The organism is Arthrobacter sulfonylureivorans, from assembly GCF_022637435.1.
Lineage (GTDB): Bacteria > Actinomycetota > Actinomycetes > Actinomycetales > Micrococcaceae > Crystallibacter > Crystallibacter sulfonylureivorans.
Window position 1 is genome coordinate 1733040 of sequence record NZ_CP093326.1, and the last position, 12384, is coordinate 1745423.

12 protein-coding genes are annotated in these 12384 nt (G+C 65.4%); 6 read left to right on the plus strand and 6 right to left on the minus strand.

Features of this window, described 5'->3' with window-relative positions:
• Positions 1 to 157: 157 nt before the first annotated feature.
• Entirely contained in the window at positions 158 to 1396 is a 1239-nt protein-coding gene (locus tag MNQ99_RS08255) for an LCP family protein (protein WP_241915080.1), read from the plus strand.
• 134 nt (positions 1397 to 1530) lie between these two features.
• Here MNQ99_RS08255 and MNQ99_RS08260 read toward each other — a convergent pair whose 3' ends face one another.
• Together MNQ99_RS08260 and MNQ99_RS08265 are read right to left on the minus strand one after the other, a co-directional pair.
• On the minus strand, positions 1531 to 2232 hold the full coding sequence (locus MNQ99_RS08260) for a response regulator (protein ID WP_127511555.1): 702 nt from the start codon (positions 2230 to 2232) through the stop codon (positions 1531 to 1533).
• Positions 2233 to 2300: 68 nt separating this feature from the next.
• Positions 2301 to 3482 (minus strand): sensor histidine kinase, encoded by a 1182-nt coding sequence (locus MNQ99_RS08265; RefSeq protein ID WP_127511556.1) that lies wholly within the window; start codon positions 3480 to 3482, stop codon positions 2301 to 2303.
• Between the two features lie 146 nt (positions 3483 to 3628).
• Here MNQ99_RS08265 and MNQ99_RS08270 point away from each other — a divergent pair, with 146 nt between their 5' ends.
• Both MNQ99_RS08270 and MNQ99_RS08275 read left to right on the plus strand, forming a co-directional pair.
• Positions 3629 to 4693: a 3-isopropylmalate dehydrogenase gene (locus MNQ99_RS08270; RefSeq protein WP_127511557.1), complete on the plus strand. Its 1065-nt coding sequence runs from the start codon at positions 3629 to 3631 to the stop codon at positions 4691 to 4693.
• A 65-nt stretch (positions 4694 to 4758) separates the two neighbouring features.
• Positions 4759 to 5862: a branched-chain amino acid aminotransferase gene (locus tag MNQ99_RS08275; RefSeq protein ID WP_127511558.1), complete on the plus strand. Its 1104-nt coding sequence runs from the start codon at positions 4759 to 4761 to the stop codon at positions 5860 to 5862.
• Positions 5863 to 6032: 170 nt separating this feature from the next.
• Here the strand turns inward: MNQ99_RS08275 and MNQ99_RS08280 are convergent, their stop codons facing one another.
• Positions 6033 to 6653, minus strand: coding sequence for a hypothetical protein (locus MNQ99_RS08280; protein WP_241915081.1), 621 nt, complete (start codon positions 6651 to 6653; stop codon positions 6033 to 6035).
• A gap of 104 nt (positions 6654 to 6757) precedes the next feature.
• Positions 6758 to 7165 (minus strand): DUF7793 family protein, encoded by a 408-nt coding sequence (locus tag MNQ99_RS08285; protein WP_241915082.1) that lies wholly within the window; start codon positions 7163 to 7165, stop codon positions 6758 to 6760.
• Positions 7166 to 7387: 222 nt separating this feature from the next.
• Between MNQ99_RS08285 and MNQ99_RS08290 the strand changes: the two genes are divergently transcribed.
• Positions 7388 to 8188: an MBL fold metallo-hydrolase gene (locus MNQ99_RS08290; RefSeq protein WP_241915083.1), complete on the plus strand. Its 801-nt coding sequence runs from the start codon at positions 7388 to 7390 to the stop codon at positions 8186 to 8188.
• 4 nt (positions 8189 to 8192) lie between these two features.
• Here MNQ99_RS08290 and MNQ99_RS08295 read toward each other — a convergent pair whose 3' ends face one another.
• On the minus strand, positions 8193 to 9818 hold the full coding sequence (locus MNQ99_RS08295) for a fibronectin type III domain-containing protein (protein ID WP_241915084.1): 1626 nt from the start codon (positions 9816 to 9818) through the stop codon (positions 8193 to 8195).
• Between the two features lie 72 nt (positions 9819 to 9890).
• On the opposite strand from MNQ99_RS08295, the gene MNQ99_RS08300 reads away from it, so the two are divergent.
• Together MNQ99_RS08300 and MNQ99_RS08305 are read left to right on the plus strand one after the other, a co-directional pair.
• Positions 9891 to 10664 (plus strand): fumarylacetoacetate hydrolase family protein, encoded by a 774-nt coding sequence (locus MNQ99_RS08300; RefSeq protein ID WP_127511563.1) that lies wholly within the window; start codon positions 9891 to 9893, stop codon positions 10662 to 10664.
• Between the two features lie 43 nt (positions 10665 to 10707).
• The gene (locus MNQ99_RS08305) at positions 10708 to 10983 is read left to right on the plus strand and encodes a hypothetical protein (protein WP_241915085.1); all 276 of its coding nucleotides are present in this window, start codon (positions 10708 to 10710) and stop codon (positions 10981 to 10983) included.
• Positions 10984 to 11031: 48 nt separating this feature from the next.
• Here MNQ99_RS08305 and MNQ99_RS08310 read toward each other — a convergent pair whose 3' ends face one another.
• The gene (locus MNQ99_RS08310; protein ID WP_241915086.1) at positions 11032 to 12345 is read right to left on the minus strand and encodes a UDP-glucose dehydrogenase family protein; all 1314 of its coding nucleotides are present in this window, start codon (positions 12343 to 12345) and stop codon (positions 11032 to 11034) included.
• Positions 12346 to 12384 lie beyond the last annotated feature (39 nt).

The following is a 12384-nucleotide window of genomic DNA, read 5'->3' on the forward strand; positions in this document are numbered from 1 at the left end:
CTCATACCCAGGGTGGAGAAGCCGTGCCCGGCAGACGCGTGAACCGCCGCGTCAGGGTTGGCTTCGAGACCACCCCCTATAGCAGGCGATCTGGAAGGCAAGGGGGATCTCGTGCGGGAACGCCGCCCACAGCCGGGGATTTCGAAGACACCGGTGGATGCCTCACGGCCAGATGGTCAGCGTTGTCCTCGGCTCGGCGGACCGGGACACGCCGCAACTGGTGAAACCTTTTGATCTGGACGGGGCGGCGTGGAATATGGAGGGCATGAAGCTCGCCCGGATTGCAGCCCTGCCCCTTGTCTCCCTGCTGGTCCTGACCGGCTGCGCCGCGAAGGACGAGCCGGCCCGCCCGCTGACGTCGGCCGCGGCGACGCCCACACCCGTCACCGGAGTGGAGACGGGGGACATGCCGGCCGCGCTGGCCAAACTTGCTACAGCCATCTACGAGGGCGGCGACCTGGAGGCCAACAAGCGAACCGCAGCTGCGCTCGCAGACCGCACACCGGTGGACACCAGGATCACAGTCAAGGCGGCCACCGGCAAATGGAACAAGCAGAAGATGGCCGTCCTGACGTCGGGCAAGGACGTGACCCTCGCCGTCGACAAGGACGGCACGTGGACCGCGGTCGGTGGCTGGTGGCCGTCGCTGGACATTAAGAAAGCGGTCCTTGGCGGCAAACGCCACGTCCTGATCATCGGCTCCGACGCCCAGAAGAGTAAGGGCGAGAAAGTTCGCGAAGCCCGAGCCGATGCCCTTCAGGTGGTCGGCGTGGACGGCAGGGGCGGCGGCGGCATCCTGGGCATTCCGCGCGACCTCTGGGTGAATATGCCAGACGGCGGGCACGCGAAAATCAACGCGGCCATGATGCAGGGTGGGCCCGAGGCGCAGCAGAAGGTCGTAACGGACGTGACAGGCCTGAAGATGGAGGGCTACATCCTCACCGGTTTCAGGGGCTTCGAAAACCTGGTCGATGAAATAGGCGGAGTTACCGTCGACGCCCCCATCCCGGTGCTTGACGTCAAGGCGGGAAAGAGCAAGCTCGACGGCGAGACCGCGCTGGACTTCGCCCGCGAACGAAAGACCCTGCCGGGTGGCGACTTCGACCGCTCAGCGCACCAGGGCGTCCTGCTGCTCGGATTCGCCGCCCTGGCAAAGATGAACGGTCCGGCCGGGCTCGTCGACCTGCTCTCCGCCGCCGATCCACTGGTGGAGACCAACCTGACCGCGGAGCAGGCGCTGACCCTCGGCGCCTGGGCCTACAAGGCGGATCCGCGCAAGGTCGGCGGCGAAGTGCCCGAGCCGCCATTCGGGTACAGCGCAGACGGCCAGTTCATGCTGCCCCTGGATGCGAAGACACGCCAGATCTTCGACTCCTTCGCAGACGGCAACCTGTAGCTCGGACGAGGGAGCTCGGCCGACTGAAGTCCGGCCGGAGGTAGCTCGGCCGGCTGAAGTCCGGCGGAGGTAGCTCGGCCGGCTGAAGCCAGGCTGACCGTGGCTCGAACCGATCGGGCCCCGGACGTGGCACGCTACGGCGCAACAACCCCGGTTTCGTAGGCGATCAGGACGGCCTGCACCCGGTCGCGGGCGTTGAGCTTGGCCAGGATGTGACCCACGTGGGTCTTCACCGTCGCCTCGGACAGGAACAGCTGCCCGGCGATCTCCGGGTTGGACAGTCCCTCCGCGATCAGCGTAAACACTTCGCGCTCCCGGGGCGTCAGCGACTCGACGGCCGCGTGACTTCGGCTGGCCGCCGGGCTCGGAGCGCGCAGCAGCGGTGCCACGTGTTCCAGCAGCCGCCGAGTGGTGGACGGCGCGATCACCGCGTCGCCCCGGTACACCGTGCGGATGGCCCCCAGCAGTTCCTCCGGCGGCGCGTCCTTGAGCAGGAACCCGCTGGCTCCGGCCTGGATGGCAGCCAGCGCATACTCATCCAGGTCGAACGTGGTCAGCACCACCACCTTCAGCTCCGCCCGGTCCGAACCGGCCGGCTGTGCGGCGGCGGTGTCCAGCAGCCGGGTGGTCGCCTCAATCCCGTCCATGCCCGGCATCCGCACATCCATCAGCACGACGTCGGCGCGCACCTTCGCGAGCGCGCTCACGGCTTCGCGCCCATCGCCTGCCTCGGCCACTACCTCCAGGTCCGGCTGGGAGTTGATCAGCATCTTGAAGCCGCCGCGGACCAGTTGCTGGTCGTCAACGAGGGCAACGCGGATTGGGGAGTCGGTCATCGCGATCTTTCTGGGTCGGCTGGGGCGCCAGGTGGGCTGGGGACAGTTGGGCCTAGTGGCGCTTGGCCTCAGGCCTCGGTGTACGGGATGAAGGCGCGGACGGCGAATCCGCCGCCGGTACGGGGTGAGGCTTCGACCGTTCCATCGTAGAGCGCCAGCCGTTCGGCCATTCCGGTGAGGCCCTGTTGGCTCCCCGCGGTGGCCGGATCGGCGCCGGCGCCCCGGCCGTCGTCGTTAATCTGCAGTTCCAGGCCACGGACAGTCCATTCGAGCCGCACCTGTGCGGAGGCCTCGGGCCCAGCGTGCTTGAGGACGTTGGTCAAGCCTTCCTGCACCACCCGGTACGCGGTCAGTTCGGCGCCCGCCGGCATCAAGCGCCTCGGCTGGCCGAAATGTTCCAGCTGCACGTCCAGCCCGGAGCGGCGGACGGTGTCCACCAGGGTTTCCACGTCGGCAAGCGTCGGCAGCGGCCGGGTGGACGCGATTTCGTCTCCGCGCAGCACGCCAAGCAACCGGCGCATGTCCTGCAGCGAGGTGCGCCCAGTTTCCGCGATGGTTGCCAAGGTGCCAGTGGCAATGGCGGGGTCCTGTGCGCTGGCGTACCGGGCGCCGTCGGCCTGCGTGATGATGACGGAGAGCGAATGCGCCACGATGTCATGCATCTCGCGGGCGATGTGGCTGCGTTCGTCCGCGGCGGCCAAATCGCGTTCCTGCTGGCGTTCCACCTCCAGCCTGCGGGCCCGGTCCTCCAGCGCCTGGACGGTCAGCCGGCGGTTGCGCACCAGGTCGCCGAACATCCAGCAGGCGAGCACCAAGGCATCGACTGCTACGAGGAAGAGCAAGTAGAACGGCGCGGTGCCTCCGGTGAACGGTTCTGTGATTCCGTAACGGACCACGTACATCGCTCCGCCCAACAGCGCCAGCACCAGGCCGCCCAGACTGGCCCAGCGCGGGCCGTAGGCCGCCAAGGAGTAGACGGTGACCAGCACAAACACCTGCGCGGGCAGCGGTTCGCCGATGAAAGCCACGTTGAGCAGCGCAGCCGCCGCCATCGCAAGGCCGGATTGCCACGCATACGTACGGCGCCACGCGAGAGGGACAACCAGAAGTGCGGACAGGGCGAACGCTGCCGGGTGGGACATCGCCAAATACGGCAGCACAAACGCCACCAGGGCCAGCAGCATCAGGATCAGGTCGACCTTGCCGGTGTTGGCCTGTAGCCAGCGGTAAATTCTGTGGTGCACGCCCATGATCCACAACTTTAGGATGTCCGCGCCGGCCAACGCGTCATGCCCAGGTCTGATCCTGCTGGCTAGGAGGGGGTCTACACCAGCCAAGCAGTTCACATATTGGGACGGTTTGCCCAGAATGTGGACGCCCTCCCTAAAATGATTCCATGAGCGCAGCAACTAAGGCATTCTCCCTGGCAGTCATCCCCGGCGACGGCATCGGTCCGGAGGTCGTGGCGGAGGCGGTGAAGGTCCTCGAGGCGGCAACTGCCGGCGGCGATGCCACCTTCGAGCTGACCGAGTACCCGCTGGGCGCCGAGCATTGGCTGGCCACCGGCGAGACCCTGCCCGAGGAAACGCTGGAGCAGCTCCGCAAGCATGACGCCATCCTGTTCGGCGCCGTCGGTGCCGCCCCCGGCGACACCCGCATCCCGTCCGGCATCATCGAACGGGAGATGCTGCTCAAGCTGCGCTTCTCGCTGGACCACTACGTGAACCTGCGCCCGGCCAAGCTGCTGCCCGGGGTGGCCAGCCCGCTGGCGAACCCCGGCGAGGTGGACTTCGTCGTCGTCCGTGAAGGCACCGAGGGTCCGTACGTGGGCAACGGCGGTGCGCTGCGGGTGGGCACGCCGCACGAAATTGCCACCGAGGTTTCGGTCAATACCGCCTACGGTGTGGAGCGTGTGGTCCGCGACGCGTTCCGCCGCGCCTCGGTCCGCCGCAAGAAGCTCACGCTGGTGCACAAGCACAATGTGCTGGTTCATGCCGGCCACCTGTGGCGCCGCACCGTGGAGACCGTCGGCGCTGAGTTCCCAGACGTCGCGGTCGACTACCTGCACATCGACGCGGCCACCATCTTCATGGTCACCGACCCGGCGCGCTTCGACGTGATCGTCACCGACAACCTGTTCGGCGACATCATCACCGACCTGGCCGCGGCGATCACCGGCGGCATCGGCCTCGCGGCGTCGGGCAATATCAACATGGACCGCACCGCGCCGTCGATGTTCGAACCGGTCCACGGCTCGGCCCCGGACATCGCCGGCCAGCAGAAGGCCGACCCCACGGCGGCGATCCTGTCCGTGGCGCTGCTGCTGGAGCACCTGGGCCTGGCGGACGCCGCCGCCCGCGTGCAAAAGGCGGTGGAGGACGACGTCGCAGCCCGAGGGAGTGCCTCCCGCACCACCGCGCAAATCGGCGATGCCATCAGCGCCGCTTTGGCAGTAGGCTAGTTAGCGGTTACTAACCAAAACCATTTATTGACGCACAAGGGCGTGCCCTCACCGCGGAGGAACCCATGACTGAAACCCTCGAATTCACCCAGCAGCGCTCGGATCGTCCGAAGAGTGCCGAGGAGCGCGCCGCCATTTTGGCGAACCCGGGCTTCGGTAAACACTTCACGGACCACACGGCCGTGGTCGACTACAAGGTCGACGCAGACGGCAGCGGCGGCTGGTCGAATGCGCGGATCGAGCCCTACGGGCCCATCATGATGGATCCGGCCGCGGCGGTGCTGCACTACGGCCAGGAGATTTTTGAGGGCCTGAAGGCCTACCAGCACGACGACGGATCCGTCTGGACCTTCCGTGCGGAGGCCAACGCCGCCCGGCTCAACACCTCGGCCCGCCGGCTGGCGCTGCCGGAGCTGCCCGAAGAGACCTTCATCGAGTCGCTCCGCCAGCTGGTCGCCGCGGACAAGGCCTGGGTTCCCACGGGCGACGGCGAAGCGCTGTACCTGCGCCCGTTCATGATCGCCACCGAGGCCTTCCTGGGCGTGCGTCCGGCCCATGAGGTTTCCTACCGGGTGATTGCCTCGCCGGCCGGCAATTACTGGGGCGGCGAGCTCAAGCCGGTGTCCATCTGGCTCTCCGACCGCTACTCCCGCGCCGGCGAGGGCGGCACCGGCGAGGCCAAGTGCGGCGGCAACTACGCCGCGTCGCTGGCCGCCCAGCTCGAAGCCGAAGCCAACGGCTGCCAGCAGGTGCTCTTCCTGGACAAGTTCAACGACAACGCCATCGAGGAACTCGGCGGGATGAACGTGTTCTTCGTCTTCAAGGACGGCAGCCTGGTCACGCCGGAACTCAACGGCCACATCCTGCACGGCGTCACCCGCTCCTCGGTGATCGAGCTGGCCAAGGACCGCGGCCTGGACGTGCAGGAACGCAAGATCACCATTGACGAATGGCGCGACGGCGTGGCCGCCGGCGACATCACCGAAGCCTTCGCCTGCGGCACCGCGGCCGTCATTACCCCGATTGGCGAGCTGAAAGCGGACGGCTGGTCCATCGCGTCCCCGAGCGCCGGTTCCGGCGAAGTGGCCATGTCCATCCGGCAGGAACTGCTCGGCATCCAGACCGGTGCGGTGGAGGACTCGCGCGGCTGGCTCACCCGCCTGGCGTAGGCTGGCTCGCTCTGGCAGAGTGCCCTGGCCCAGGCCATCCTGCCGCTGATCGTCCTCTTCCTGCTTCTGGTCTGACCCAGGCGGAGGACGACGCCGGGGCCCGCCCGACGGCGGAGCGCCTCGCCTTCCAGCGGGCTCAGCCTCCCGGCGGGGCCCCGCCAACAGCGCCGCTACCGTTTCCGGGCGGCGGCTTTGCGCTCGGCCGCTTTGCGGGCCTTCTTCGAAACCGGCTTCAGCGCCTTGCGCTCCGCCTCTTCGGCGGCAATCCGGTTCTTCCGGGCATCCACTAGGTCGTTCCACAGCGCGGAGGCGAAGCTGCCGCCGTCGCGCTCGTAGACCTCGTATGGGAAGGACGCGAAGATTCCTGCCGGCGAGGCGGCCCCCGGAAGGTCCTTCCCGCTCTTCAGCGCATAGGCGTCGCCGAGTGCCCACGTCTCCGACAGGTAGCGGGCCAGGTTCTCGCGAATGAACGCATTGGCGTCCGCGGCTTCCGCAGCCTGCTCCAGCAAGTGCTGCAGCCGTGAAGCCAGCAGGCCCGAGGCCTCGTCGGAGACATCGGCACCGCGTGCCGCCGCGGCGCTGAGCTCGGCGGTGAATCCGTTGATCGCGATTTCCCAGTCGGTCGTCTCGCGGTTCTTCTGCCAGGTGGGGAACCAGACGATGTCCCCGTTGGCATGGTTGTGTATGTGCTGCATCCCGCTATTGCGTTCGGCCGCCGCGTGGTCATGCTCGGCCTCGTCGTACTCGGCCAGCAGTCCCGCCAGGGAGATGGTGTTCTCGGTTTCCGCCATGAAAATTCGTCCTATCGTGCAGCAGCAATGGTTCCATCAGGGCAACCCCGCTGCGCGCGAACTAATTCCGCCGTGAACCCTGCCACTCGCGCCGGTGTCCGCTGTTAGACGACGCTCGCGTCGATCTCCAGCGTGGGAAGGTGTTGGGCGTGCGCTGCCAGCCAGGTACGCGCTTCGGTCTCGTCGTCGAAGTACCGGGAACAACCGTCATCGGCGAAGATCCGCAGGAAAAAGTTCCCGAGCACACGGTCCACCGGCCCATTGCCGAGCACCGCCACGGCGAGAGAGGGCGTGAAGGTATGGGCTATCGACCGAACCTCCGGGGTCGCCCAGCGCACGCCAGCCATCCTCAGCAGCACCACCACCTGCCGCTCGCCGACCAGGTCGAAGAGGCGGTCAACTACCTGCTGCGCCAGCTCGGCGCCGACGCTGAGGCCGCGATGGAGCGTCAGCACCAGCAGCCCGTCGTCGTCCAGTTGCACATCGTAGGTTGAGTGAACTTCCTCCAGCACTGATTCCCCCGTCCGGCTGGTGATGTGCGCATCCTCCAGCCATCGTCGCGCCGCCGTGAGCGGCCGTGCAGGCCACTAGCCTATGCGACCGATGTCACATTCCCGCACGATCTGCGGGATTATGAATCGATTCCTTCATATTGCGCGAATATTACGACGGCGGTGCGCGCCTTCCGCTGGGCAGCTCTGCGGTGTGGGGCAGGGGAATGCAAGGATGGCTCTGTGACCGCTGAACAGAATTCCGCCCTCGTCCGCAGCAGCGACCTGACCCGTTACCGGTTGGCTCCCAACCCGGGGCCCATGAGCTTGGACGGCACGCAGTCGTACCTGATTGCGGCGCCGGAGAGCAGGGGAGTGGTCGTGGTGGATCCGGGGCCCCTGGACGAGGTGCATCTCGCCGAGCTGGCGGCAGCCGGTGAAGTGGAGCTTGTCCTGATCACCCACCACCACATTGACCACACAGAGGCCAGCGAGCGTTTCCATGAACTGACCGGTGCCCCCGTGCGGGCGCTGGACGCGGCGCTCTGCTTCGGTGGGGAACCGCTGAGCGACGGCGAGGTGATCCAGGCTGCCGGCGTCGATATCCACGTTCTGGCCACGCCGGGCCACACGGCCGACTCGGTCAGTTTCCATCTGCCTGCAGACGGCCCGCACGGCGCGGTCCTCACCGGCGACACCATCTTGGGGCGCGGGACCACCATCATTGCCTACCCGGACGGCCGGCTCGGCCCCTACCTGGACTCACTGGCCCGGCTGGAGGTGCTTGGCCCAGCAAGGGTATTGCCGGCCCACGGCGGCACGCTGCCGGACCTCTCGGCGATCTGCCGCGAGTACGCCAGCCACCGCCAGATGCGGCTGGACCAGATCCGCGCCGCCCTCGAGCAACTCGGCGCCGACGCCAGCGTCGACGACGTGACCGACCACGTCTATGCCGACATCGACGCCGCCGTCCGGCTCGCCGCCGAAGCCTCCGTCGCGGCTCAGTTGGAGTACTTGCGCGGCGACGGAGGCGTTCCCGACTAAGGGTCTACTTGACCTTGGCTGTGGACTTGGACGTCACCGAAACGGAGATGTAGCCCGGCTTCTCTGCGGTGACCTTGACGCTGATCTTCTTGCCGCGGTCCTTCGCTGATAGCTTGTAGCTGGACTTGGCTGCGCCCTTGATGGACTGGCCGGCGCGCAGCCACTGGTAGGAGTACTTTGAACCGGACGTCCACTTGCCGGCCTTGGCGGTCAGCTTCTTGCCGACTTTCGGCGTGCCCGAGATTGTCGGGCGCTTGCTGTTGCTCAGCTTCGGGTTGACCACCTTCGCGGTCTTTGCGGTTGTTACTGCGCGGGACTTGTGGTGTGTCTTGGTGCCGGTCACGGTCAGCGTGACGCGCTTGCCCACATCAGCGGTGGCGAGCTTGTACGACGAACGGGTGGCGCCCTTAATAGTCTGGCCGTCTCGCTTCCATTGGTAGGACAGTTTAGTCCCGGCCGTCCAACTGCCGGTCGAGGCCTTCAGCGTCTGGCTGCGGATAGCCTTGCCCGAGATTGCCGGGCGCTTGCTATTCGAGACAGTGTCCTGTGTGATGACTGCGGTCTGTGGCGTTGTTGCGGAGGCGCTCTTGTGGCCAGGCTTCGAGCCGGTCACGGTAACAGTGATGCGTTTGCCGAGGTCGTCCGAGGTCAGCGAGTAACCGATTTCGTTACCCCCACTGATGGCTGCGCCGTTCCGCACCCACTGGTAGGTCAGCGTAGTACCGGATGTCCAGGAACCCGGGGAAACGGTGAGCGTCTGGCCTTGGGTGGTCTTACCCGAAATCGACGGTTTCACCGTGTTGACAACCGGCGGCTCAAAGACGGTGGCGGTAGAAAAGACAGAGCTGTTGCGGGACGCAGATTCACCCATGCCGTTTAGGGCGATGACGGCGAGCTGGTACCGGGTGTTAGGCTCCAACGCGATGTTACAGCCGGCACAGCCAGGGGTCGTCGTTGCGAAGGTCTTGACGGTGATGCCCTTATCTACGTTCTTCAGACTCACGCGATAGCTCCGGATCGGAGAGCCGTAGCTTTCCGGTTCAGACCAAGTTGCGGACCACTCCACGGTGTTTGCGGCCCTGACGCTGATGCTTGCTGGTGCTTCCGGAGCCAATCCATATGTGAAGTATCGGTGCGCGAAGAAGCTATTGCTGTAGAGGCCGGCACTGTTGCCGAGGGTATCCCTCAGTGGAAAGAGGATTGTGCTCCACTCGCCAAACGGCTGGGACCCGAGGTCGTCCGCGAACACCTGAGCCGAGGCCACGTACACGCCGTCCTTGCAGTCGCCGGACACGCGACTGACGGACATCCATGACCCGTATGAGTTGCCGATGGCATTGTCGAGCATTAGCGTCGGCATACCGTCTAAACAGGTAGCATCCGTAATGTGCAGCCGGGCAGTAACCGTCCCGCCCTTGGACGCGTCGATGTTGCCCGAAGTGATTTCGTAAGAGTGCAGCGTTGGCGCACTGGTGTCGATCTGGAAGCGCGAGGTGGACGTCGCTGCCGCGGCGGGAGCAACCCCGCAGGCCAGCAAGACAGCCAGTGTCGAAATGAGGGCCGTCCCTTTGGAATGCCATGTACGAATGGTCAACTGAAGCCCCCAAGCTAAGTGATCAAAAGGACGCATTCTTATGCATCCAAACGCGATCGTATGCTACCCCACCACCGCATCGAATGGGACAGACGGTAGGCTAAACCCATGCGTATAGCCCGGTTTGTCCTCGATTCTGACCCCCAGTACGGCATCGTCGAAGGCGAGGAGGGAAGCGAGCAGGTCACCGTCATCGCCGGCGACCCGTTCTTTAACGGCGTCCAGCCCACCGGAGCCCGGCACAAGCTCGAGGACGTCCGCCTGCTGGCCCCGATCATCCCGCGCAGCAAGGTGATCGGCATCGGCCGCAACTATGCCGAACACATCAAGGAAATGGGCAACGAGACCCCGGCCGCACCGCTGATGTTCCTCAAGCCCAACACCTCGGTGATCGGCCCGAACGAGCCGCTGGTGCTGCCCGAGTTCTCCGACGAGGTCTCCTACGAAGCCGAACTGTGCGTGATCATCGGTCGGATCTGCAAGGACGTCCCGGTGGAGCGGGTGGACGATGTCATCTTCGGCTACACCTGCGGCAACGACCTCACCGCACGGGACGCGCAGCGCACCGACAACCAGTGGGCCCGCGCCAAGGGCTTCGACGGCTCGGCCCCGCTCGGTCCGTGGATTGAAACCGAGCTGGACACCGAAGACCTGGCCATTAGGGGCCGGCTCGACGGCGAACTGAAGCAGGACGGCAACACCTCGCAGATGATCTGGGGCGTCAAAGAACTGGTCTCCTACGCCTCCCAAGCCTTCACCCTGTTGCCCGGCGACGTGATCATGACCGGCACCCCCTCCGGCGTCGGCACCATCGAAGCCGGCCAGCGCTACGAGGTCGAGATCGAAGGCATCGGAACGCTCTCCAACACGGCCCGCCGGTAGTCGCTGTGCTGCTTTCCAACCATCCATCAAAGCACGACGGCGGGTGGCCATCCTGAGGGGACAACGTGCCATCGGCCGCGCGATGGGCGAAGCGATGAGGTCGGCCGCGCGAAGCGACAGCAGCCGATCTCATCGTCGTTCGTTCATTGTCTTTGCGCTCGGCTCGCTTGCCACGTTCTCGGTGGCGGCCAGGGCAACCCATCATCTGGGCGGTCCACTGTGGCTGGCAGGCACATTCCTTGCCATCGGCATTCTGCTCGCCCTGTATTACCTGTACCGACAGCTATCTCGGTGGCGGCGGGAGAAGAACTACCGCTGACGAAAAGCGGGGCCCGCGTCTTTCGCAGGCCCCGCTTGATCGATTTCCCTACGGGCGGCCGATGCCGCGGTAATTCCAACCTGCCGCGCGCCATGATGCAGGATCGAGGACATTGCGTCCATCGAGGATGTTCTGCTCGTCAACTAGGCTGCCGGTTTCGACTGGATCCATGCCCTTGTACTGATCCCACTCGGTCAACAGGACCAGCGCATGGGCGTTGTAAAGGGCCTTCTTCAGGTCCGGTTCGTAGCTCAATTCGGGGAACCGCAGCTTGGCGTTGTCCAACGCTTCCGGGTCAGTGACGGTCACGGTGGCGCCCTGCAGTTGCAACTGGGCAGCCACGGACAGGGCGGGGGAGTCGCGTACGTCGTCGGAATTTGGCTTGAAGGCCGCACCAAGAACGGTCACACGCTTGCCGATGAGAGACCCTCCGACGAGTTCCCGGGTCAGTTCCACCACGCGCGAGCGACGGCGCATGTTGATGTCATCGACTTCGCGGAGGAAAGTCAGCGCCTGGTCTGCGCCGAGTTCGCCGGCACGGGCCATGAACGCACGAATGTCCTTAGGGAGGCAACCACCGCCAAAACCGACTCCAGCATTGAGGAACTTGCGGCCGATGCGGTCGTCCATTCCAATCGCGTCTGCGAGTGCCGTGACGTCGGCACCAGTTGCCGCACAGATTTCCGCCATCGCGTTGATGAAGGAAATCTTTGTGGCGAGGAACGAGTTTGCGGCTGTCTTCACGAGCTCTGCCGTCGCGTAGTCGACAACCAGCCGTGGAGTGTCGTCGGACAAAGGAGTCGCGTACACCTCGTCGAGGGCTGAGGTAGCAGCCTCGCCGGCAGCGCCTTCCGGGACGCCGTACACAAATCGGTCCGGAGTGAGCGTGTCCTTGACGGCATGACCTTCACGAAGGAACTCAGGGTTCCATGCCAGCACTGCGCCAGGAGCACCCGCCGCAACCGCTTCAGCAAGCCGTGCTGCTGTTCCGACGGGGACCGTCGACTTGCCGACAGCGATGTCCCCCTCATGCAGGTAGGGGATGAGCTCGGTGAATGCAGCGTCAACATAGGTGAGGTCTGCGGCGTACTCACCCTTGCGTTGGGGGGTGCCGACACAAACGAAATGGACCTGCGCACCTTCGGCCGCTGCCATGTCGGTGCTGAAGCTCAAACGGCCTGTCTCCTGAACCTCGGTGAGGAGCTCCGGCAGCCCGGGTTCGAAGAACGGAGCACGCCCGGCCTGCAGGTCCGTAATCTTGCGCTCGTCAACGTCGATGCCGACAACGTCGTGGCCCAGCTTGGCCATGGAAGCGGCATGCACGGCACCGAGGTAACCGCAGCCGATGACAGAAATACGCATAGGGGGTCCTTTGAAATGAGACTGAAGAAAAATTAGAGA

Bases quoted from the DNA above. Each gene is read 5' to 3' on its own strand.
- MNQ99_RS08255 (WP_241915080.1), top strand. From the start codon at position 158: ATGCCTCACGGCCAGATGGTCAGCGTTGTCCTCGGCTCGGCGGACCGG.
- MNQ99_RS08260 (WP_127511555.1), bottom strand. From the start codon at position 2,232: ATGACCGACTCCCCAATCCGCGTTGCCCTCGTTGACGACCAGCAACTG.
- MNQ99_RS08265 (WP_127511556.1), bottom strand. From the start codon at position 3,482: ATGGGCGTGCACCACAGAATTTACCGCTGGCTACAGGCCAACACCGGC.
- MNQ99_RS08270 (WP_127511557.1), top strand. From the start codon at position 3,629: ATGAGCGCAGCAACTAAGGCATTCTCCCTGGCAGTCATCCCCGGCGAC.
- MNQ99_RS08275 (WP_127511558.1), top strand. From the start codon at position 4,759: ATGACTGAAACCCTCGAATTCACCCAGCAGCGCTCGGATCGTCCGAAG.
- MNQ99_RS08280 (WP_241915081.1), bottom strand. From the start codon at position 6,653: ATGGCGGAAACCGAGAACACCATCTCCCTGGCGGGACTGCTGGCCGAG.
- MNQ99_RS08295 (WP_241915084.1), bottom strand. From the start codon at position 9,818: ATGCGTCCTTTTGATCACTTAGCTTGGGGGCTTCAGTTGACCATTCGT.
- MNQ99_RS08300 (WP_127511563.1), top strand. From the start codon at position 9,891: ATGCGTATAGCCCGGTTTGTCCTCGATTCTGACCCCCAGTACGGCATC.
- MNQ99_RS08310 (WP_241915086.1), bottom strand. From the start codon at position 12,345: ATGCGTATTTCTGTCATCGGCTGCGGTTACCTCGGTGCCGTGCATGCC.